This is a genomic window from Martelella mangrovi (assembly GCF_040545495.1).
In the GTDB taxonomy this organism is placed as follows: Bacteria; Pseudomonadota; Alphaproteobacteria; order Rhizobiales; family Rhizobiaceae; genus Martelella; species Martelella mangrovi.
The window spans coordinates 107054-129245 of record NZ_JBEPLY010000014.1; the positions used below are offsets into that span (position 1 = coordinate 107054).

General features: G+C 61.5%; 19 protein-coding genes. All 19 read left to right on the plus strand.

The genetic code is table 11. The features are described from left to right. The first annotated feature begins 5 nt into the window (after positions 1–5). On the plus strand, positions 6–1418 hold the full coding sequence (murD, locus tag ABID12_RS17580) for a UDP-N-acetylmuramoyl-L-alanine--D-glutamate ligase (protein ID WP_354435428.1): 1413 nt from the start codon (positions 6–8) through the stop codon (positions 1416–1418). Between the two features lie 3 nt (positions 1419–1421). Next, positions 1422–2582, plus strand: coding sequence for a putative lipid II flippase FtsW (gene ftsW, locus ABID12_RS17585; protein ID WP_106301383.1), 1161 nt, complete (start codon positions 1422–1424; stop codon positions 2580–2582). Between the two features lie 3 nt (positions 2583–2585). Then, complete coding sequence (gene murG, locus ABID12_RS17590; protein WP_354435429.1) at positions 2586–3698, plus strand: undecaprenyldiphospho-muramoylpentapeptide beta-N-acetylglucosaminyltransferase; 1113 nt, start codon at positions 2586–2588, stop codon at positions 3696–3698. Beyond that, a complete protein-coding gene (gene murC, locus ABID12_RS17595) occupies positions 3695–5095 on the plus strand; it encodes a UDP-N-acetylmuramate--L-alanine ligase (RefSeq protein ID WP_354435430.1) in 1401 nt (466 codons plus the stop codon). The genes murG and murC overlap by 4 nt, the downstream gene beginning before the upstream one ends. Positions 5096–5108: 13 nt before the next feature. Next, on the plus strand, positions 5109–6077 hold the full coding sequence (gene murB, locus ABID12_RS17600) for a UDP-N-acetylmuramate dehydrogenase (RefSeq protein WP_354435431.1): 969 nt from the start codon (positions 5109–5111) through the stop codon (positions 6075–6077). Between the two features lie 204 nt (positions 6078–6281). Further along, positions 6282–7205 (plus strand): D-alanine--D-alanine ligase, encoded by a 924-nt coding sequence (locus ABID12_RS17605; RefSeq protein ID WP_354435432.1) that lies wholly within the window; start codon positions 6282–6284, stop codon positions 7203–7205. Beyond that, positions 7202–8119, plus strand: a complete 918-nt coding sequence (locus tag ABID12_RS17610) for a cell division protein FtsQ/DivIB (protein WP_354435447.1) — start codon at positions 7202–7204, stop codon at positions 8117–8119. The genes ABID12_RS17605 and ABID12_RS17610 overlap by 4 nt, the downstream gene beginning before the upstream one ends. Continuing rightward, positions 8116–9435, plus strand: a complete 1320-nt coding sequence (gene ftsA / locus ABID12_RS17615; RefSeq protein ID WP_354435433.1) for a cell division protein FtsA — start codon at positions 8116–8118, stop codon at positions 9433–9435. Before ABID12_RS17610 ends, ftsA begins: the two co-directional genes overlap by 4 nt. 58 nt (positions 9436–9493) lie before the next feature. After that, positions 9494–11161: a cell division protein FtsZ gene (ftsZ, locus tag ABID12_RS17620; protein WP_354435434.1), complete on the plus strand. Its 1668-nt coding sequence runs from the start codon at positions 9494–9496 to the stop codon at positions 11159–11161. A 295-nt stretch (positions 11162–11456) separates the two neighbouring features. After that, entirely contained in the window at positions 11457–12395 is a 939-nt protein-coding gene (gene lpxC / locus ABID12_RS17625) for a UDP-3-O-acyl-N-acetylglucosamine deacetylase (protein ID WP_354435435.1), read from the plus strand. Positions 12396–12647: 252 nt separating this feature from the next. Then, on the plus strand, positions 12648–13508 hold the full coding sequence (locus ABID12_RS17630) for an outer membrane protein assembly factor BamD (protein ID WP_354435436.1): 861 nt from the start codon (positions 12648–12650) through the stop codon (positions 13506–13508). 32 nt (positions 13509–13540) lie between these two features. Continuing rightward, a complete protein-coding gene (gene recN / locus ABID12_RS17635) occupies positions 13541–15217 on the plus strand; it encodes a DNA repair protein RecN (protein ID WP_354435437.1) in 1677 nt (558 codons plus the stop codon). A gap of 91 nt (positions 15218–15308) precedes the next feature. After that, on the plus strand, positions 15309–16754 hold the full coding sequence (locus ABID12_RS17640) for a phospholipase D-like domain-containing protein (RefSeq protein ID WP_354435438.1): 1446 nt from the start codon (positions 15309–15311) through the stop codon (positions 16752–16754). Positions 16755–16806: 52 nt separating this feature from the next. Continuing rightward, positions 16807–17655 carry an endonuclease/exonuclease/phosphatase family protein gene (locus tag ABID12_RS17645; protein ID WP_106301353.1) on the plus strand — a complete coding sequence of 283 codons (849 nt, stop codon included), beginning with the start codon at positions 16807–16809 and terminating at the stop codon, positions 17653–17655. 62 nt (positions 17656–17717) lie between these two features. Continuing rightward, positions 17718–19871 (plus strand): NAD-dependent DNA ligase LigA, encoded by a 2154-nt coding sequence (ligA, locus tag ABID12_RS17650; RefSeq protein ID WP_354435439.1) that lies wholly within the window; start codon positions 17718–17720, stop codon positions 19869–19871. A 77-nt stretch (positions 19872–19948) separates the two neighbouring features. After that, on the plus strand, positions 19949–20434 hold the full coding sequence (locus ABID12_RS17655; protein ID WP_354435440.1) for a CreA family protein: 486 nt from the start codon (positions 19949–19951) through the stop codon (positions 20432–20434). Positions 20435–20468: 34 nt separating this feature from the next. Next, positions 20469–20942, plus strand: coding sequence for a GFA family protein (locus ABID12_RS17660; RefSeq protein ID WP_435528257.1), 474 nt, complete (start codon positions 20469–20471; stop codon positions 20940–20942). 28 nt (positions 20943–20970) lie between these two features. Beyond that, entirely contained in the window at positions 20971–21567 is a 597-nt protein-coding gene (locus ABID12_RS17665; RefSeq protein WP_106301345.1) for an SCO family protein, read from the plus strand. 74 nt (positions 21568–21641) lie between these two features. After that, positions 21642–22192: 50S ribosomal protein L11 methyltransferase (locus tag ABID12_RS17670; protein ID WP_354435442.1), on the plus strand; the 551-nt coding region annotated here is incomplete at its 3' end.

Below are 22192 nucleotides of genomic sequence, written 5' to 3' on the forward strand. Positions count from 1 at the left end.
AATCCGTGATTCCGGTCTCCGTCTTTTCCGGCAAAAAAATCGCTCTTTTCGGGCTTGGCGGTTCGGGGCTTGCGAGCGCACGCGCACTCGTTGCCGGTGGCGCGGAGGTCTCCGCCTTCGACGATCGCGCGGAAAGCCGTGCGGCAGCCGCTGCCGCCGGGATCCCGGTGGTCGATCTCAAAGAAGCGGACTGGAGCGCCTTCGAGGCGCTGGTTCTGGCGCCGGGCGTGCCGCTGACCCATCCCAAACCGCACTGGAGCGTGGAACTGGCGAGCGCGGCGGGCGTCGAGATCATCGGCGATGTCGAGCTGTTTGCGCGTGAGTGTCGCGCCACATGCCCGGATGCAAAGCTGATCGCGATTACCGGCACCAACGGCAAATCGACGACCACGGCGCTGATCGGCCATATTCTGGCAGAGGCCGGACGCGATGCGCAGATCGGCGGCAATATCGGCCGGGCGGTGCTCGATCTCGACCCGCTTGTGCCCGAACGCTTTTACGTGGTGGAGTGCTCCTCCTACCAGATCGATCTGGCCCCGACGCTGGATGCCGATGTCGGCCTGCTCCTGAACCTCACACCGGACCATCTCGACCGTCATGGCGACATGGACCGCTATGCGGCGATCAAGGAACGGCTGGTGGCGGGGGCGAAAAACGCCGTTATCGGCGCCGATGACCAATATTGCTGCGATATCGCCGCGCGCCTGCGCCGCGCCGGTCACAGCGTGACGGATATTTCCGCCGACCGTGGTCATATCGAGGCCGGTCTGGCGTTTGACGGGAAGGCGATCGTCTCCGTGGGCAAGGGGGGCGATCATATGGTGGCCGACCTGTCCGCCCACACCGTGCTGCGCGGGGCGCATAATGGCCAGAACGTCGCCGCCGCCATCGCGGCCTGCCGCGTGGTCGGCCTTTCGGACACCGAAATCCTGTCCGGTATCGCCACGTTCAAAGGTCTGTCGCATCGCATGCAGCCGATCGCGCGGCGCGGCAAGGTGTTGTTCGTCAATGATTCCAAGGCGACCAATGCCGAAGCGGCAGCGCCTGCGCTGAAAACCTTCGACACTATCTACTGGATTGCGGGTGGGCGGCCAAAACAGGGCGGCATTGCTGCTTTGGAGACGTTCTTTCCCAAAATCAGCAAGGCCTATCTGATTGGCGAAGCGGCGGACGCCTTTGCCGGGACGCTGCAGGGCAAGACCGAAATCGTCATGTCCGGCACGCTGGAAAAGGCCGTCGGCGATGCCGCGCGAGACGCAGAGGCCGGGGGCGGGGAGACGCCTGTGGTGCTGCTGTCACCCGCCTGCGCCAGCTTCGATCAGTTCACAAGTTTTGAAAAGCGGGGCGATGCCTTCGTCAGCGCCGTCATGGCGCTTGATGGCATCATGCCGCCCGATGAAACCGGCAGGGAGAAATAAGCCATGGTCTCTCGTGTCCAACGCGGACCGATCGCGGACTGGTTCTGGACCATCGACAGATGGCTGCTTGCAGCCTTTATCGCGTTGATGGGCATCGGCTTCATGCTGTCATTTGCCGCATCGCCCGCCGTTGCCGACCGTCTTGGCTATGACAGTTTTCACTTTGTCCGCCGCCATGCGATCTTCATCTTTCCCTCGCTTGCGGTGATGATCGGCCTGTCCTTCTGTTCGCCGCGGATGATCCGGCGGCTGGCGGTGATCATTCTGGTCGGTTCACTGCTGATGATGGTCGCCGCGCTTTTCATCGGTACGGCCAATAACGGTTCCAGGCGCTGGATCGTGCTGGCCGGGTTTTCCGTGCAGCCGTCGGAGTTTCTGAAGCCCGCCTTTGCGGTGGTCTGTGCCTGGCTTTTTGCCGAACATCAGCGCTATCCCGAAATTCCGGGCAATCTCTTTGCCGGCATTCTGTTCATCATTTCCGCCGTGCTTCTGATTGCCCAGCCCGACTTCGGCCAGACCGTGCTTTTGGGCATCGTCTGGGGCGGTATCTTCTTCATGGCGGGCATGTCGTGGGTGTGGATTGCCGGTCTTGGCGGCATCGGCATGGCCGGCATTCTGGCGGCCTATACCTGGCTGCCGCATGTGACCTCGCGTATCGACCGGTTCTTGACCGGCGAGGGCGATAACCTGCAGGTGGAGCTGGCCGCAAAGGCGATCCAGCATGGCGGTCTGTTCGGCCTCGGGCCGGGCGAGGGGATCGTCAAACGCCGGCTTCCCGACAGCCATACGGACTTCGTGTTTTCGGTGGCGGCGGAGGAATTCGGCATTCTGTTCTGCATGTTCATCGTCTCGATCTTCGCCTTTATCGTGTTGCGAGGGCTGACCCATGCCTATCGCGAGCGCGATGATTTCGCCCGTTTTGCCGTAGCCGGCCTCGTGCTCCAGATCGGCATGCAGTCGGTCATCAATATCGGCGTTGCACTGCAGCTGATGCCGGCAAAGGGCATGACCCTGCCGCTGATTTCTGCCGGCGGATCGTCGATGATCGCGACCTGCATCGGTGCGGGCTTCATTCTGGCACTGACACGCCACCGGCCCGAAAAGCGTGCCCGTCAAGACCATTTCTTTGAACCGGGCAGGCCGCGCGGCGTGGCGGCGGAGTAGACTATGGACAGTTTTTGTTTCTTTCTGTCTGCGGGCGGAACCGGCGGCCATCTGTTCCCGGCCGAATCGCTGGCGCATGAATTGATCGCGCGCGGCCACACCGTGCATCTCATTACCGATCACCGTGCAGAGCGTTTCGCCGGCACTTTTCCCGCTGAAATCCACATCGTGCCGTCGGCGACGTTCGGATCGAAAAATCCGGTCGCGGTGATCAAGGCGGCATGGAAACTGTTTTCCGGCACCCGCAAGGCGCGGGCCCTGTTTCAAAAATACCGGCCTGCCGCGGTTGTCGGCTTTGGTGGTTATCCGACCGTTCCGCCGCTGATGGCGTCCACCAGTATCGGCATACCGTCGATGGTGCACGAGGCCAATGCCGTTATGGGCCGCGCAAACCGCATGCTGGCCCCGCGGGTGAAGGTCATCGCCGGTGGTTTCCTGCCCAAGGACGATGCGAAGTTCGGTGGAAAGATCGTCGAAACCGGCAATCCGGTGCGTCAGGCGGTGATGGCAGCTGCGAACACGCCTTATCGCAAACGGTCTGCATCCGATCCCTTTCACCTTCTCGTTTTCGGCGGCTCGCAGGGCGCTCATTTCTTTGCCGGTGCCATTCCTTCCGCGCTGGCTGCGCTTGAGGATGATGTGCGGGCGCGCCTTGTCGTTACCCAGCAGGCGCGGCCGGAAGATCTCGATGATGTGCGCGAACGTTTTGCAGCCCTTGGCGTGACGGCAAATGTCGCTTCCTTTTTCGACAACATGCCGGAACTGATCGCAGATGCCGATCTGGTTGTCGCGCGCTCGGGCGCCTCGACCGTGACCGAGCTTTCCGTGATCGGCCGGCCGGGGGTATTCGTGCCGCTGCCGCATGCGCTCGATCAGGATCAGGCGGCAAATGCGGCGCTGCTGGCGAAGAATGGCGGGGCCGAGGTCGTGCGCCAGTCGGAGCTGACGACCGAGCGGTTCGTCAAAATCCTGACGGACGCGGTCGAGCAACCCGAAAGACTTGAAACGGCCGCAGCCGCCGCGCGCGCTGCCGGCAAACCGGATGCAACGGCAAGACTGGCCGATCTGGCCGAGGCGCTGGCATCCGGAAAGACGATCGAAGGAACAAGCGAATGAAAATGCCTGAGGCGATCGGTGTCGTTCATTTCGTCGGCATCGGCGGTATCGGCATGAGCGGCATTGCCGAAGTGCTGATGAATCTCGGTTACAAGGTGCAGGGCTCCGACCAGGCAGAAAGTGCCAATGTCGCAAGGCTGCGCGAAAAGGGGATTGTCGTTTCCATCGGCCACCGGCCCGAAAATCTGGGCGAGGCGGAAGTGGTCGTGGTGTCGTCGGCAATCAAGCGCACCAATCCCGAACTCGTTGCCGCGCGTGAAAAACATCTGCCGGTGGTGCGCCGTGCGGAAATGCTGGCCGAGCTGATGCGCTTCCGCGATGCAATCGCCATCGGTGGCACTCATGGCAAGACCACCACCACATCGATGGTCGCCACCCTGCTGGAGGCAGGCGGGCTCGACCCGACGGTCATCAACGGCGGCATCATCAATGCCTATGGCACCAATGCGCGCATGGGCGAGGGCGAGTGGATGGTGGTCGAGGCGGACGAATCCGACGGTACCTTCCTGAAGCTGCCCGCCGAAATCGCCGTGGTCACCAATATCGATCCCGAACATCTCGATCATTACGGCACGTTTGACGGCGTGCGCGCGGCCTTCCGCCAGTTTGTCGAGAACGTGCCGTTTTACGGCTGCGGCGTGCTGTGTCTCGATCACCCGGAAGTGCAGTCGCTTGTCGGCCAGATCGAGGACCGGCGGATCGTCACCTATGGCGAAAACCGTCAGGCCGATGTGCGCTTTTCCAATATTCGCAATGACGGCATCCGTACGATTTTCGACGTCGATATCCGTCGCCGCCGGCGGCCGTCGGTCAAACTGGAAAATCTGACCCTGCCGATGCCGGGGCGGCATAATGTTTCCAATGCGACGGCCGCGATTGCCGTTGCCGACCGGCTGCATATTTCCGAGGACGATATCCGCAAGGGGCTTGCAGCCTTCGGCGGCGTCAAGCGGCGGTTCACGCTGGTGGGCGAGTGGAACGGCGTGCAGATTTTCGACGATTACGGTCATCACCCCGTCGAAATCCGCTCGGTGCTGGGCGCGGCGCGAGCGGCATGCAACGGGCGCATCATCGCCGTCCATCAGCCGCATCGTTATTCGCGGCTTGAAAGCCTGTTCGACGATTTCACCAATTGCTTCAACGATGCCGATACGGTGTTCATCGCGCCGGTCTATGCGGCCGGCGAAGACCCGCGCGAAGGCTATGACGCCGAGACGCTTGTGTCCGGCATCAATGCCGCCGGTCACCGTGATGCGCAATATCTGGCCGGCGAGGACGAACTGGCGACGAGGATTGCACAGATTGCCGAGCCGGGGGATTTTGTTGTCATGCTCGGAGCGGGTAGTATTACCGCCTGGGCTGCTCGGCTTCCGGTTGAGCTGAACGGAATGTCCTGAAGGGACCACGTCAATGCTCGACGGCAAGAAACTGATGAAAAGACTGGGCGCGGCTGCGTCGCAACTGAGGGGGCGGCTTGCGCCCGACAGCGGCATGGACCGGGTCACCTGGCTGCGCGCCGGCGGTCCGGCCGAACTGCTGTTTCACCCACTCGACGAGGACGATCTTCAGCTTTTCCTGCATGCGCTGCCAGAGGATGTGCCGCTGACCGTTATCGGCTTCGGCTCCAATCTTCTGGTGCGCGATGGCGGGCTTGAAGGCGCTGTCGTGCGCCTGTCGGCCAAGGGTTTCGGCCAGCAGGAAGCGGTGGGCGATAACCGGATTGTCGCCGGTGCGATTTCGCCGGACAAGCATATCGCCGGCTTCGCCATGGATCAGGGCATTGGCGGATTTTCCTTTCTTTACGGCATTCCGGGTTCGCTTGGCGGCGCCCTGGCGATGAATGCCGGCGCGCATGGCTGCGAGATTGGCGACCGCGTCGTCGAAATTTATGGCCTGAACCGCAAGGGCGAGAAGGTGACCATTCCGCGCGAAGCCATGCGCTATGGCGATCGGTCGGCGCGCATGCCGGACGATGTGATTATCACCGGGGCATTGCTGGAAGGGTTTGCAAAAGACCGCGCGGCAATCCGCGAGGAGATGGAGGTGGTGCGCAACCACCGCGAAACTGTTCAGCCGGTTCAGAAAAAGACCGGCGGATCGACCTTCAGAAACCCGGACGGCCACGCCGCCTGGCGGCTGATCGATGAGGCGGGCTGCCGTGGTCTGATGATCGGCGGGGCGCAGATGTCGCCGGTGAATTGCAATTCGATGATCAATCTCGGCCACGCTTCGGCCTATGATCTGGAATATCTCGGCGAAACCGTTCGCGAGCGCGTTTATAACCACACCGGAATTTTGCTGGAATGGGAAATCCGGCGCCTTGGAAAATACCCCGAGGGCCGCGAACTTTACGCCTTCGTTCCGCAGGAACTCGACTGAGGGCAAAAGCCTTTCTTTCCGGGGCATCAGGCGTAGTCGCTACCTGTTAAGCCCTTATCGGGAACAGGTTTTTCTCAATCGGTTAACCAAAGTAAACACTTCATTAACCATCCTCCGTCACAAATGGGGATACGAAACGCTTTCCACAAAAAAGCGGTATTCCGAATGTTTGTTCCGGCTTTTGCCGGCAAGATGGGGACGGGCATGAGTTCCGGACATGTGGCTGTGTTAATGGGCGGTTTTTCCTCCGAGCGTCAGGTCAGCCTGGCGACGGGAAAATCCTGTGCCGATGCGCTGGAGGCGGAAGGCTTCCGCGTCAGCCGTATCGACGTGACCCGTGATGTCGCCACAGTTTTGTCCGATCTGAAGCCCGATGTCGCCTTCAATGCGCTCCACGGCCCCTTCGGCGAAGACGGCAAGGTGCAGGGTATTCTCGAATATCTGCAAATCCCCTATACCCATTCCGGCGTGCTTGCCTCGGCGCTTGCCATGGACAAGGCGCAGGCCAAGCGCGTGGCTGCGGCCTGTGGTGTTCAGGTCGCCGACAGCATTCTTCTCAAGCGTGGCGAAATCGGCAATGACCATCCCATGGCGCCGCCCTATGTGATGAAGCCCGCCAGCGAGGGGTCGTCCTTCGGCGTGCTGATCGTTGATGAAGGGCAGGCCGCGCCGCCGCAGTCGATTGCCTCGACTGAATGGAGCTTCGGCGAACAGGTAATGGTCGAGCGCTTCGTCAAGGGCCGCGAATTTACCTGCGGTGTGATGGACGGCACGGCACTGTGCGTGACCGAAATCGTGACGGTCGGTCAGAAATTCTACGATTATGACGCCAAATATCGTCCGGGCGGATCGAAACACATTCTTCCGGCCGAAATTAAACCGAATATTTACCAAAAGATTCAATCATTGGCCGTTCAGGCGCATCAGGCAATCGGGTGCCGCGGTGTCTCGCGTTCGGATTTCCGTTTCGATGAGACGCTCGGAGAGGACGGGATTATCTGGCTGGAAGTCAATACCCAGCCCGGCATGACCGAAACCTCTCTGGTTCCCGAGATGGCCGCCGATGCAGGTTATGATTTTGGTGCATTTCTTCGGTGGATTGTGGAGGACGCTTCGTGTTTGCGATGAAACTCAGAAAGGGCGATACGGTCGACAGCGGCCGCAGCGATCCCGTCGGACGGAGCGGTGTCCTGCCGCGTCCCGTCAGGCGCGCGGTACGCGTTTCGACCGGCTTTCTGAGCGGCCGCACGCCGTTGCCGCGCCATGCCGGAAGCATCGCGGCGCTGGTTTTCTTCGCCGCCGTCGGTGCCAATGCGATTTCCGTTGCCGGCAAGAGTGACCTCGTGCGGCAGGCCGCATTCCAGCTTGCCGGTTTTTCCGTCGAGGATATCGAAATATCCGGCAATCAGGAGACTTCGGAAATTGCCGTTCTGCAGAGCCTCGACCTTGAAAGCGCCTATGCGCTGCAGGCGCTCGATGTGCAGCGCGCCCGCGGGCGGTTGCTCAATCTGCCCTGGGTTGCCGAGGCCGATGTCCGCAAGGTTTATCCCTCGACGCTGAAGATCACGCTGACCGAACGCGTTCCCTATGCCCTGTGGCAGCAGGAAGACGGCCGTACGCTGATGATCGAGCGCGACGGCAATGTCATCGGGTCGCTCAGCGCGCCGAAATTCCGCAGGCTTCCGCTGGTGCTCGGCCAGGGCGGCAATTTTGCCGCCGCCGATATCGACGGCCTGCTTGAGGGCTGGCCGGCGCTGTCGGAACGCGTACGTGCCTTCAAGCGCGTCGATGGCCGCCGCTGGGACCTCTACCTCGACAATGGCATGATCGTGAAACTGCCCCAGACCGGGACCGAGGCCGCGCTGGCTCGCCTGAAGATGCTGGAGGAAGACCGTTCGATCCTGGAGCGCGAAATCGCGGCCGTGGATCTCAGGCTTGATGACCGGATCGCAATCCAGTTGACGCCGGCTGCCATGGAGCGGCGTCAGGCGGCAACGGAAGCGCTCGAAAAGACATTCAAGAACAAGGGGAGGCGTCTGTGAGTCTGTTCGGCAGTGCCGGCTTTGGCCGGGCAAAACCCCTTTCCGCTAAGAAGACGCATATCGTCAGCGTGCTTGACATCGGCTCCTCCAAGATCGTGTGCATGATCGCCCGGCTGACGCCGCGGGGCGAAAGCCAGATCCTGCCGGGTCGCACCCACAATATCGAGATCATCGGTATCGGGCATCAGCGTTCGCAGGGCATCAAGAGCGGCGTCATCGTCAATCTCGATGCGGCAGAACACGTTATCCGTCAGGCCGTCGATGCGGCTGAAAGCATGGCGGGCATTACGATCGACAGCCTGATCGTCAATGTCTCGGCCGGCCGCATCAAGAGCGATACCTATACGGCGGCCATCGATCTCGGCGGCCAGGATGTCGATGCCTCCGACCTGCGTCGCGTGCTGTCGGCGGTCTCGCGCCGCTCGATCAATGATGAACGGCAGGTGCTGCATTCGCTGCCCGCCGGTTTCACGCTCGACGGCGAGCGCGGCATTCGCGATCCGCTCGGCATGTATGGCGAAACACTCGGCGTGGACCTTCATGTGGTCTCGGCAGAGCGTCTGGCGCTGCGCAATCTCGAGCTTTGCATCAACCGCGCGCATCTCTCCGTCGAGCGCATGGTGGCAACGCCCTATGCCAGCGGCCTTGCCGCACTGGTCGATGACGAGGTGGAGCTTGGCTGCGCGGCCATCGATATGGGCGCGGGAACCACGACGATTTCGGTCTTCTCCGAGGGCCGACTGGTCCACACCGATGCCATCAGTCTCGGCGGCATGCATGTCACCACCGATCTGGCGCGCGGGCTTTCGACCGGCATGGAAGACGCCGAGCGGCTGAAATGCGTGCACGGATCGACGCTGACATCCAGCGCCGACGAGCGCGAGATGATCGCGGTGCCCTCGATCGGTCACGATGACCTTGACCAGCCGCGACAGGTCTCCAAGGCACTGCTTTCAAAGATTGTCCGGGCGCGGGTGGAAGAAACACTCGAACTGATCCGCGATCGTATCCAGCTCTCGGGCTTTTCGGCAGTTGTCGGCAAGCGCGTGGTGTTGACCGGCGGCGCAAGCCAGCTGATCGGTCTTTGTGAACTGGCGCGGCGCATCTTGAGCCGCAATGTCAGGATCGGGCGCCCGATGGGTGTTTCCGGTTTGCCGCTTCCGGCCAAGGGGCCATCCTTTGTCACGGCGGCGGGCCTGTTGATTTATCCGCAGCTTGCGGAAAGCGAAACCTATGGCAGCGAACAGCGGGGTTTTCTGCCATCGGACGGTGGACGCCTGTCGCGCGTCGGCCAGTGGTTCAGGGAAAGTTTTTAACGAACACAAGAGATTGGCCGGCTTGGCGGTGCGGCCATAGCGAGAAGGAACGAAACGAATGACTATTACGCTTCAGAAGCCAGATATTACAGAATTGAAGCCGCGCATCACCGTATTCGGTGTCGGCGGTGGCGGCGGCAATGCCGTCAACAACATGATCACGGCAGGCCTGCAGGGCGTCGACTTCGTCGTTGCCAATACCGACGCCCAGGCGCTGACCATGACCAAGGCCGAACGCGTCATCCAGCTCGGCGTTGGCGTGACCGAAGGTCTCGGCGCAGGCTCCCAGCCGGAAGTCGGCCGGGCTGCTGCCGAAGAGTGCATCGATGAAATCATCGATCACCTCAACAACACCCATATGTGCTTCGTCACCGCCGGCATGGGCGGCGGAACCGGCACGGGTGCAGCGCCGATCGTGGCACAGGCTGCCCGCAACAAGGGTATCCTGACCGTCGGCGTCGTCACCAAGCCGTTCCAGTTCGAAGGCCAGCGCCGTATGCGCCTTGCCGATTCGGGCATCGAGGAACTGCAGAAGTCGGTCGACACGCTGATCGTCATTCCGAACCAGAACCTGTTCCGCATTGCCAATGACAAGACGACCTTCGCGGACGCCTTCGCCATGGCCGACCAGGTGCTCTATTCGGGTGTTGCCTGCATCACCGACCTGATGGTCAAGGAAGGCCTCATCAACCTCGACTTCGCCGACGTCCGTTCGGTGATGCGCGAGATGGGCCGTGCGATGATGGGCACCGGCGAGGCATCCGGCGAAGGCCGTGCAATGCAGGCCGCCGAAGCCGCAATCGCCAATCCGCTGCTCGACGAAACCTCGATGCGCGGTGCTCAGGGCCTGCTGATCTCGATCACCGGTGGCCGTGACCTGACGCTGTTCGAAGTCGACGAAGCTGCAACCCGTATCCGTGAAGAAGTCGATCCGGACGCCAACATCATCCTCGGCGCAACCTTCGACGAAGATCTGGAAGGCATCATCCGCGTTTCCGTCGTTGCCACCGGCATCGACCGTTCGATGGCCGAGGGCTATGAGGATGCGCCCGAGCCGCGCCGCGAGGCACGCCCGGAAGTGCGCAGCATCAACGGCGGCCAGAACGGCGGTCAGACGGTCAGCCAGGCGCCGCAGCCGGCTGCTCCTCAGCCCCAGCCGCAGCCGCAGCAGGCCCGTCCGGATCCGATTGCCGAGACCATCCGTTCGGCTGAAGCCGAAATGGAACGTGAACTGCAGATGGCCGTAAACCGTGCGCCGCAGCCGAAGCAGCCGCAGCCGAGCGTCAACATGCAGCCGAAGAGCAGCATCTTCGCTGCCGAGCCGCAGCAGCAGGCACCGCGCCAGCAGGCTCCGGCCCAGGCCGCACCTGCACCGCAGCCCCAGCCGCGTCCGCAGGCCGCCGAACCGCGCCGGATGCCGGAAGTCTCCGACTTTCCGCCGGTGGTTCAGCCGGAAATGAGCGCAAGCCGCCGCCAGGAGCAGGAAGAGCGTGGCCCCAAGGGCCTGTTCAAGCGCCTGTCGAACACGCTTGGCCGCGGCGATGAAAGCTTCGAAGGCCATCACGAGCAGCCCGCACCCCGTCAGCAGGCTCCGCGCCAGCAGGCGCCGCAGGCGGCTCCGCAAAACAATCCTTATGCGCCGCGTCGTGCTGCCGAGCAGCCCGCCGCCCGCCAGGATGACGATCAGTTCGATATTCCCGCCTTCCTGCGTCGTCAGGCGAACTGAACGTTACGGTCTCACCGCTTCCCGCGTTAGGGAAGCGGTAACCGTCTTTTCCGAAACCTTCTCGCGAAGTGAACCCGGTCGCCTTTGGCGGCCGGGTTTTTTAGCTTTCGTAACATAAAGAAAGAAACAGTGATTTGGATTCGGAAGGGGCAATGCGTAATTACAAGGCACGCAACTGACTCGGCGCGCATCACACGTGCGCGGCTACGGTCGGGCCTGCTGCCGGATGCAGAAGGTTTATGGCGCACGGCGTCATTGCGACAGGTTTGAAATTTGTTTTGATAAGGGCGTGAATATGTCGGCTGGTTTTTTTGGTTTGCAGACAACGGTGGCGAAACCCGTGACGGTTTCGGGAATCGGTGTGCATTCAGGCAAGCCGGCAACCATGACGTTGCGGCCGGCTGATGCCGACCATGGCATCGTTTTCGAACGCTACGCCGATGGCCGCCGTATCAGTGCGTTCAAGGCGGTTTCCGACAATGTCGGCCCGACCGCCCTTTGCACCGTGCTTGGCGAGCATCCCGGCGAGTGGATCGCGACGATCGAGCATGTCATGGCCGCTCTTTATGCGTTTGGCGTCGATAATCTGCTCATCACCGTCGATAATGCGGAAGTGCCGATCATGGACGGCAGTTCGCGCATGTTTGTCGATGCTCTCGATCAGACCGGCATTGTGACGCTGCCCGAAAAGCGCAGCTACCTGAAGGTGATGAAACCTGTTCGGGTTGAAAACGGCGCCGGCTGGGCCGAGTTTCTGCCCTATGAAGGCACCCGTTTCGAAGTTGAAATCGACTTTGATACCGCGGTGATCGGTCGCCAGAAATGGTCGGGCGACATGACCGCGGCGACCTTCCGCAAGGAGCTGTCGGGTGCTCGTACATTCGGTTTCATGCGTGATGTCGAGCCGATGTGGGCCCGGGGCTTTGCGCTTGGTTCCTCGCTTGAGAACTCGGTTGTGATTTCCGATGATGACCGCGTTATCAACGCCGGTGGCCTGCGTTACGAGCAGGAATTCGTGCGCCACAAGACGCTTGATGCGGTGGGCGATCTGGCGATGATGGGCATGCCGTTTGCCGGCTGTTTCCGCTCCTATCGCGGCGGTCATGCGCTGAATGCGCAGGCTGTGCGTGCGCTGTTCGACACCGCCGGTGCCTGTGTCATCGTGTCCCCGCGCGGCGCTCTGCCGTTCCGCCTGCGTCAGGATGACGTTGTGGCCGCCGGTCCGGTTTCCTGATCCGGCTGTAGGCTAAGAGAGATTTTTTGAATGCCGGTGCTCCTGCGGGGAACCGGCATTTTTCATGTTTGATGTTTATTTGGGCAGCTCTGGCATGTTCCTGCCTTTAAATGTATGTAGGCAGGTTGTCGGGGTCGGATGAAATTTATCGGTTTTTCGGTGGCTTGAGATTGCTCTTGCCTGCGGGATATGCGTAAAACGACGTTCGACTTTGAAATGCGATCCAAAGACGCTGCAAATGAGGCTCGAAGAATGGCTGGTACCAAAAAGACAACCGATAACGGGGCGTTTCGCGCAGCTGCGCTTCCGGTTGCCATAGTTCTCGGAGCAGGCGTTCTGCTGGCCGGATGCTCCAGAGACAAGGACGTGGATATCACCACGCTGCAGTATGAGGCCGATCCGCCGCAGCAGCTTTATGACGAAGCGCTTGCCAACATCAATGCCGGCAAGGTCAGTGAAGCACTGAGAAAGCTGAAATCGATTCAGGACCAGAATCCGCTTTCCGATTATGCCCGTCAGGCTCTGATCATGCAGACCTATCTGCAGTATCGCTCGCGCAAATACGAGGCCTCCGTGACCTCCGGCAGGCGCTATATCCGGCTTTACCCGAATTCGCCCGATGCGGCCTATGCCCAGTATCTGGTCGGCCTTTCCTATTCCAAGGAGATTGTCGACGTGACCCAGGATCAGGCAGCTGCGGAGCGCACGATCGATGCGATGCAGGCGGTGATCGATAATTATCCGGACTCCGAATATGTGACGGATGCCCGCGCCAAGATCCGCTATGCCCGTGACCAGATTGCCGGCAAGGACATGCAGGTCGGGCGTTACTATCTGGAGCGCAAGGACTATGTCGCGGCGATTTCCCGTTTCAACAGCGTGGTGAACAACTACTCCGACACCAACCAGATCGAGGAGGCGCTGGAGCGGCTGGTCGAGGCCTATTATGCCATGGGCGTGATCCCGGAAGCGCAGAATGCGGCCTGGATCCTCGGACATAACTATCCCGACAGCGTCTGGTATCAGCGTGCCTATAACCTGCTCAACAAGCAGGGGCTTGAGCCCAAATCAGTCGGTCGGGGCTCCGCTGTTTCCGACGCGACGCCCAGCTAAACAACCTAATTTCGCCAAGGCGCGAACGAAAAATGCTTGTCCAGCTTTCCATTCGAGACATCGTTTTGATCGAGCGGCTGGAACTTGATCTCGGAGACGGTCTCTCTGTTCTGACCGGGGAGACCGGCGCGGGCAAATCCATCCTGCTCGACAGCCTCTCGCTTGCGCTCGGCGCACGCGGAGATGGCTCTCTGGTGCGTCATGGCCAGGATTCCGGGCAGGTGATCGCGGTGTTCGATGTCGGCATGGATCACCCCGCGCGCCTGCTGTTGCGCGAAAATGATCTCGATGACGAAGGCGACTTGATTTTTCGGCGCATGCAGTCGGCCGACGGGCGCACCCGGGCTTTCATCAACGATCAGTCCGTCAGCGTTCAACTGATGCGCCAGGCCGGACGGCTGATGGTGGAAATTCACGGCCAGCATGATGAGCGGGCGCTGATCGACACCGACGGCCATCGCCGGCTGCTTGATGCTTTCGGCGGGCTTTCCGGCGATGTCGAGGCGGTCGGCGCACTGTACCACGCATGGCGCGATGCCGGACGGCGGCTGAAGAAGCACCGGGCCCAGATCGAGGAAGCGGAGCGCGAGGCCGATTATCTGCGGGCATCGGTGGAGGAATTGCAGGCGCTTTCCCCGGTTGACGGCGAGGAAGATGAACTGGCCGAACGGCGCGCGACGATGATGAAATCCGAGCGGATCGCCGGCGATATTGCCGAAGCGCTCGAATTTCTGAACGGCAACGCTTCGCCTGTTCCGATGATCGCCTCTCTGGTCCGACGGCTGGAGCGCAAGTCGCATGAAGCGCCGGGGCTTCTGGAAGACACGGTCAATCTGCTCGATTCGGCGCTCGATCAGCTTTCCAATGCGCAGATGGAGGTGGAGGCCGCACTGGAGCGCACCGCCTTCGATCCGCAGGAACTGGAGCGTGTCGAGGAACGGCTTTTTGCGCTCAGAGGTGCGGCGCGCAAATACAATGTGCCGGTGACAGAGCTTCCCGCCCTGGCCGAGCGCATGGTTGGCGATCTGGAAGAGCTGGATGCAGGCGAGGCGAAGCTGGAGGCGCTTATCGCCGAGGCCGAGGCCGCGGAAAAGGCTTTTTATGAAAAGGCGCGGGTGTTGTCGGAAGACCGCAGCAGGGTGGCCGAGCAGCTTTCCGCCGCCGTCATGGCCGAACTGCCGGCGCTGAAGCTGGAGCGGGCGCGCTTTACCGCCGTGGTCGCAAGCGATGATGCGGGCGCCGGGCCGGAGGGGATCGACACGGTGTCCTTCGAGGTGCAGACCAACCCCGGAACGCGGCCAGGCCCGATCATGAAGGTGGCTTCCGGCGGCGAACTTTCTCGTTTTCTGTTGGCGCTGAAGGTGGCGCTTGCCGACAAGGGCTCTGCGCCGACGCTTGTTTTCGACGAGATCGACACCGGTGTCGGCGGCGCGGTTGCCGATGCAATTGGCCAGCGCTTGCGCCGGTTGGCCGAAAATGTTCAGGTTCTTTCGGTTACGCACGCGCCGCAGGTGGCCGCACGCGCCAAAGGGCACTATCTGATTTCCAAGGCCGGTAACGGCAAGGGCAAGGACGATACGGTGGCAACCCGCGTTGCGGTGATCGGGCCGGAGGAACGGCAGGAGGAAATCGCCCGCATGCTGGCCGGCGCCAAGGTGACGGCAGAGGCGCGCGCAGCGGCGGCAAAGCTGCTCTCCGGCGATAGCTGAGAATTTTTTAGAGGTAGCTGATATAAGGTCAGCCCCGGGCCGCGCTGCAGGGTGCGGGTAAGAAAGCGCCAAACCAACGGGATTGTCCTTGATGAACGTTTTTCTGGAACACTACTGGCCGCATATTCTGGCGGTCATTTCCTTTGCGCTCGGCGCGACGGCGGCGATCCACGCCACGATGACCAAGGACGAGGTGCGCGCTGCGATTGGTTGGGTCGGCGTGATCATGCTGTCGCCGATCCTGGGGGCGGCGATCTATGCGGTCGCCGGCATCAACCGCATGCGCCGGCAGTCGGTGCGCGACAAGCGTGAGAGCGTTCCCGATGCGGTGGCGCACGAAGAGCAGAAGCACAAGATCAATCGCGACCGCGTGGTGACCGATCTCGGGCCGCGCATGGGCGGGCAGTGGATGCTGGGCAACACCGTGACCGGCATGCCTGCGACTGCCGGCAACAAGGTTCGCCTGCTGGAAACCGGCGACGAGGCCTATGCGGCGATGCTGGAGGCGATCGACAAGGCCGAGCGCTCGATCCTGCTGGAAACCTATATTTTCGACAGTGACGCGATCGGACAGCGGTTTGTCGAAAGCCTGTCGAATGCGGTGAAGCGCGGCGTCGAGGTCCGTATTCTCGTCGATTCCATCGGCGCACGTTATTCGCGCCCGCGCATCACCGGGCTTTTGCGCGAGCATGGCATCCGTGTTGCGACCTTCAACGGCGCGGTGCTGCTGAGGCTTCGGCTGCCCTATGCCAATCTGAGAACCCACCGGAAAATTCTCATCATTGACGGCGAGACGGTGTTTGCCGGCGGCATGAATATCCGCGCCGCCTTTACCGGCCCGAACGCCGCCCAGGACACGCATTTCATGCTGACGGGGGCTGCCGTTGCCGATTATTTCGCGGTCGCCGCCGCCGACTGGTATTTCGAAACGCACGAGACGCTGGATGGCGCGGCCTGGAGCATTGCCGAGACCTCGTCTGATGAAGGCCCGCTGATTGCCCGCGTGGTGCCGTCCGGCCCGGACCGCAACCTTTCCAACAACAACAACATGATCATGGGCGCGCTTTCGGTCGCCGAGGACCGGGTGCTGATCATGTCGCCCTATTTCCTGCCGGATCGTGATCTTGTCTCCGCCCTTGCCACGGCGGCGCGGCGCGGCGTGACGGTGGACATCATCGTGCCGGGCAAGAACAATCTCGGCCTCGTTGATCGGGCGATGACGGCGCAGTTCGACGAGATCATCGAAAACGGTTGCCGGATCTGGCGTGACAACGGGCCGTTCAACCACTCCAAGCTGATGACTGTTGACGGAAAATGGTCCTATCTCGGGTCTTCCAATCTGGATTCGCGGTCTCTCCGGCTGAACTTCGAGACCGATCTTGAGGTCTTCGATATCGGCTTTGCCGGTGAGATCGAGGCGCGGATCGCTGCAGCGCGCGAGCGTTCGACCCAGGTGTTGCGCAAGGCGCTTCGCGAGCGCCCCTTTGTCTATCGCCTGCGCGACCGGATTTTGTGGCTGGGCTTGCCGTATCTTTGAAAGATACCCACTATAAGCTTGCTATTGCCGATCATTCTTCCAAAGTGAAAAAATGAGCCCGATCAAATCCCCTCTTGCCAATGCCGTGATGCGGTCCTTCCGCGAAAATGGAAAACGCCCGGACAAGGCCGTCCCCATGGCCGGAGACGGGCTGAAGGTCGCGACCTACAATGTGCATAAATGCGTCGGGGTCGACGGACGGTGCGATCCGGAGCGCATCTTCGAGGTGATTCGCGAAATCAGTCCCGACCTGATCGCCCTGCAGGAGGCCGATACCCGCTTTGGCGAGCGCACCGGGCTCCTGGACCTGAAGCGGGTCGAGGCCGAGACCGGCCTGGTGGCCGTGCCTGTGCAGGCAAGCGCCCGCGCTCATGGCTGGCACGGCAATGTGCTGCTCTTTCGTGACGGCGCGGTGCGCGATATCCACCGCGAGAAATTGCCGGGGCTGGAGCCGCGCGGCGCGCTGGTCACCGATATCGCGCTCAACAACGGCCTTTCTCTCCGGGTTGCCGCCGTTCATCTGGGGCTTTTGCGCTGGGCGCGGCGCCAGCAGGCGGACCATATCATCGGCATGCTCGGCCGCCGCGTCGAAGCGCCGTCGGTGATCATGGGCGACATGAATGAATGGCGGCTTGGCGACGGTTCGGCGCTGAAGAAGTTTGAACAGGCATTCGGGTCTCTGCCGCCGGCGCGCGCGAGCTTTCCCGCCCGCTGGCCGGTGCTGGCGCTCGACCGGATCATTGCCAATCGCGATGGATTGGTGGCCGATCTCGCCGTTCATGATTCGCTTCTGGCGCGGGCGGCATCCGACCACCTGCCGCTGACGGCGCTGCTTAACACGGCGGTCCTGAAGGGCGAGAGCGCGACCGGCGAGGGTGTTTCGGCGTCTGCCGGTCTTTGAGCTTGCCGAGCGCGCGCCAGATGCTCTAATCCATCTCGAATGGCATGAAGGAGCGCACGGCAATGGCGAACGATACGGTCGCGGTCGATCAGTTGACCCGAGAACAGGCTGAGGCCGAACTGGCCTTTCTGGCCAGCGAGATCGCCCGTCATGATGCCGCCTATCACGGCAAGGACGCGCCGGAGATTACCGACGCCGAATATGATGCGCTGAAGCACCGCAATGATGCGATCGAGGCGCGGTTTCCCGATCTTGTCCGTGATGACAGCCCGTCGGCGCGCGTCGGTTCAGCCCCTTCGGAGGTTTTTGCGCCGGTCACCCATTCCGTGCCGATGCTTTCGCTCGGCAATGTGTTTTCCGACGAAGACGTTCAGGATTTCATCGCTTCGGTCTATCGCTTTCTCGGCCAGATGCCGGATGGCTCCATTGCCTTTACCGCCGAACCCAAGATCGACGGTCTGTCGATGTCGCTGCGCTACGAAAACGGCCGTCTGGTCTCCGGTGCCACGCGCGGCGACGGCACCACGGGCGAGAATGTGACGGCCAATGTCCGCACTATCGGTGAAATTCCGAACCGGCTGCCGGAAGGCGCGCCGGAAATCGTCGAGGTGCGTGGCGAAATCTACATGGCCAAGAGCGATTTTGCCGCGCTCAACGCCGCACTCTCCGAGGCGGGCGAAAAGACCTATGTGAACCCGCGCAATACCGCGTCCGGCTCCTTGCGCCAGCTTGACCCGAAGGTGACCGAAAAGCGCAAGCTGAAATTCTTCGCCTATGCCTGGGGCGAAATGTCGGAGATGCCGGCCGATACCCAGATGGGCATGGTCGAGACCTTCGAGGCCTGGGGTTTTCCGGTCAACCCGCTGATGAAGCGGCTTTCCTCTGTCGATGACCTGCTGGCGCATTATCACGAGATCGGCGTCAAACGCGGGGACCTCGATTACGATATCGACGGCGTGGTCTACAAGGTCGACCGGCTGGACCTGCAGGCGCGGCTCGGCTTCCGCTCGCGCTCGCCTCGCTGGGCAACGGCGCATAAATTTCCCGCCGAACAGGCAATCACGCGGCTGACCGCGATCGACATCCAGGTGGGCCGCACCGGGGCGCTGACGCCGGTGGCGCGGCTTGAGCCGATCACCGTCGGCGGCGTGGTTGTCACCAATGCAACGCTGCACAATGAGGATTATATCGTCGGCAAGGGCTCGAATGGCGAGCCGATCCGCGAGGGCCGCGATATCCGGGTCGGCGATTACGTGATCGTCCAGCGCGCCGGTGATGTCATCCCGCAGATCGTCGATATTCTGCCGGAGAAACGGCCGGAGGATGTGACACCTTACGAATTTCCCGACCACTGCCCGGTCTGCGGCGCCCATGCGGTGCGCGATATCAACGAGAACAGCGGCAAGCTTGATGCCGTGCGGCGCTGCACGGCCGGCTTTTCCTGCCGGGCGCAGGCCGTCGAACATCTGAAGCATTTCGTCTCGCGCAATGCCTTCGATATCGAGGGGCTGGGCAGCAAACAGGTCGATTTCTTTTTCGAGCATGAGGATGCGGGGCTTGCCATCCGCACTGCGCCGGACATCTTCACGCTGGAACGCCGGCAGGCCGAGGCGCTGACAAAGCTTGAGAATTTCAACGGCTGGGGCAAGACCTCTGTCGCCAACCTGTTCCAGTCGATCAACGAGCGCCGGGAAATCGCGCTGCCGCGCTTCATCTTCGCGCTCGGCATCCGCCATGTCGGCGAGACCACAGCGAAACTGCTGGCGCGTTCCTACGGCTCCTATGCCGCCTTCGAGCAGGCGATGCGGGATGCCGCGGCGGGCGAGGGCGATGCCTGGGACGATCTCAACAATATCGACGGTATCGGAGCGGTGGTGGCCCGCGCGCTCGTCGATTTCTTTGCCGAGGAGCAGAATGTTGCGGTGATCGCCCGGCTGCTGGAGGAGGTGACGCCGCTTGACGATGCACAGCGCATCGATACCTCCAGCCCGGTCGCCGGCAAGACGGTGGTGTTTACCGGCAGCCTTGAGAAAATGACCCGCGACGAGGCCAAGGCCAAGGCGGAAAGCCTCGGCGCCAAGGTTTCGGGATCGGTTTCCAAGAAGACCGATATCGTTGTTGCCGGGCCGGGCGCCGGATCGAAGCTGAAAAAGGCGGAAGAGCTTGGCGTTCAGACCATGGACGAGGATGAATGGCTGACGCTGATCGGCGGGTGAGACCTCCGGTCTGCTTGCAAAACCGGCGCGTGCTCTTATCTGCTGAGGTATCTAAGAAACAAACGGAGGGTGCGGGCATGCGTGGATATCTGGTTTCCCTTATTGCGGGGCTGGCGTTGATGGCGACCGCCGCAAGGGCCGAACAGGTCGGTGAGGTCGGGGTCGACTGGGTCGGCAATGATATCGAGATCGAGGCGCTGCACGACCCGGAAATCGAGGGCGTGACCTGTCACATCGCCTATTTCGACCGTTCGGTGATCGACCGGCTGTCGAAGGGCAACTGGTTCGAGGACCCGTCCAACTCCTCCATCGCCTGCCGCCAGACCGGGCCGATTCGGATCGGCGATATCGATCTCGGCATGGATGGCGAGGAAGTGTTCAAGCAGGGCCGCTCGCTGATCTTCAAGAACCTCGTGATCAACCGGATTTTTGACCGCGCCAACAACACGCTGATCTATCTGGCCCATACCCGCGAAATCACCGAGGGCTCGGCGAAGATGTCGATGTCGACCGTGCCGCTTTACGGCCAGGACGTCGTCTGGGAGAATGGCGCGCCGGAATAGGCAAGGCGAACAGACGGAAACAGGGAGAGAGACCATCAGACTTGATTGCAGTTGCCAGTGCGGCAAAATTCACTTTTCCGTCGAGAGCAGGACGCCTTATCCCTATATGCGCTGCTATTGCAGCATCTGCCGCAAAACCGGCGGGGGCGGGGGCTTTGCCATCAATCTCGCAGGCGATGCCGCCACGCTGTCGGTTTCGGGAGCGGAGCACAAACGTTTCTATCACGCCCGCATGCATGATGGCGAAAGCGAGGCCGAGCGGCATTTCTGCGGAAATTGCGGCACGGCGCTTTACCTTTATGACGCGCGCTGGCCGGAACTGGTTCATCCCGTCGCCTCCGTTGTCGATACGCCCTTGCCGCGGCCGCCGGAAATCGTGCATATCATGCTCGAATCGAAGGCCGCCTGGGTCGATGTGCCGGAAGGCGAGGGCCATGTTCATTTCGAAGGTTATCCGGAACTTTCGATCGAGGAATGGCATCGCCGGCATGGTCTGCTGGAGACGTGAGGCCGGTTCTGGCGAAGGGAATTAGGATATGAAGACGTTCCGGCGTGTGCTCTGGGCTTCCGTTCTTGTCATTTGCGGGCTGATCGTCTGGCTGGTCTATGAAATCGGCCAGACCAATGAGGAGATGATGAATGTCCCCTTCGGCCCGGAGTTTCAGCTGACGGCAGGTGACGGTTCCACGATCACCGAGCAGGCGCTCAGGGAAAAGCCGACGGCGATCTTCTTCGGCTTCACCCATTGCCCGGAGGTCTGCCCGACGACGCTTTTCGAGATGAATGGCTGGCTCCATGAGGTCGATCCCGACGGCGACAGGATCAATGCCTACTGGATCACCGTCGATCCCGCGCGCGATACGCCGGAAATCATGCAGCGCTATATTTCCAATGTCTCCGACAGGATCGGTTCGATTTCGGGCGATCCGGAAAAGGTGCTGGCAATGGTCGATGACTTCGGCATTTACTACGAGAAAGTGCCGCTCGACCCCAATCAGCCCGACGGCGACTATACCATGAACCACAATGCCGCAGTCTTCCTGCTCAACGATGGCGGCGTGCTCCAAGGCACGATTGCCTACGGCGAAGACCCGGATGTCGCGGTTCAGAAGCTTGAAAACCTGCTCGACTGAGGGCTTGCCTTGACGGGCCAGCGGCAGTATCGCCAGTCAGCAAACCGTTCCGTCAGCAACAGAGGCAGACCCCAGTGAGCCAGATCCGTCTTTATGTCACCACCGATGAGGCCGGCGCGGGCCGTGTTCTCGATGCGCTTTCGGAGCTTCTGGGCGAGGAGCCCTATGCGCTGGCAACGATGGAAATTGACGAAAAGGCCTGTATCTGGGAAGCCTCGGTTTATCTGGAAGCCGAAGAGGAAGACGCGCTGCGGCAGGTGTTTGACAGCGCACTTGAGATTTTCGACGCTGGGGAAAGACCGGATGTCGAAAAGGAGATCATTCCCGATGTCGACTGGATCGCCAAGTCGCTGGAAGGGCTGAAGCCCGTGCGCGCCGGCCGCTTTCTGGTGCATGGCGCCCATGACCGCGAAGACCGTCGCGCAGGCGATATCGCGCTGCAGATCGAGGCCGGGCAGGCCTTCGGCACCGGCCATCACGGCACCACGGCCGGCTGCCTGGAGATGATCGATACGGTGCTGAAGGCCGAGACCCCGCGCAATGCGCTCGATCTCGGCACCGGCACCGGGGTTCTTGCCATGGCCGTGCGCAAGCTCAGGCCGATTCCCGTTCTTGCAACCGATAT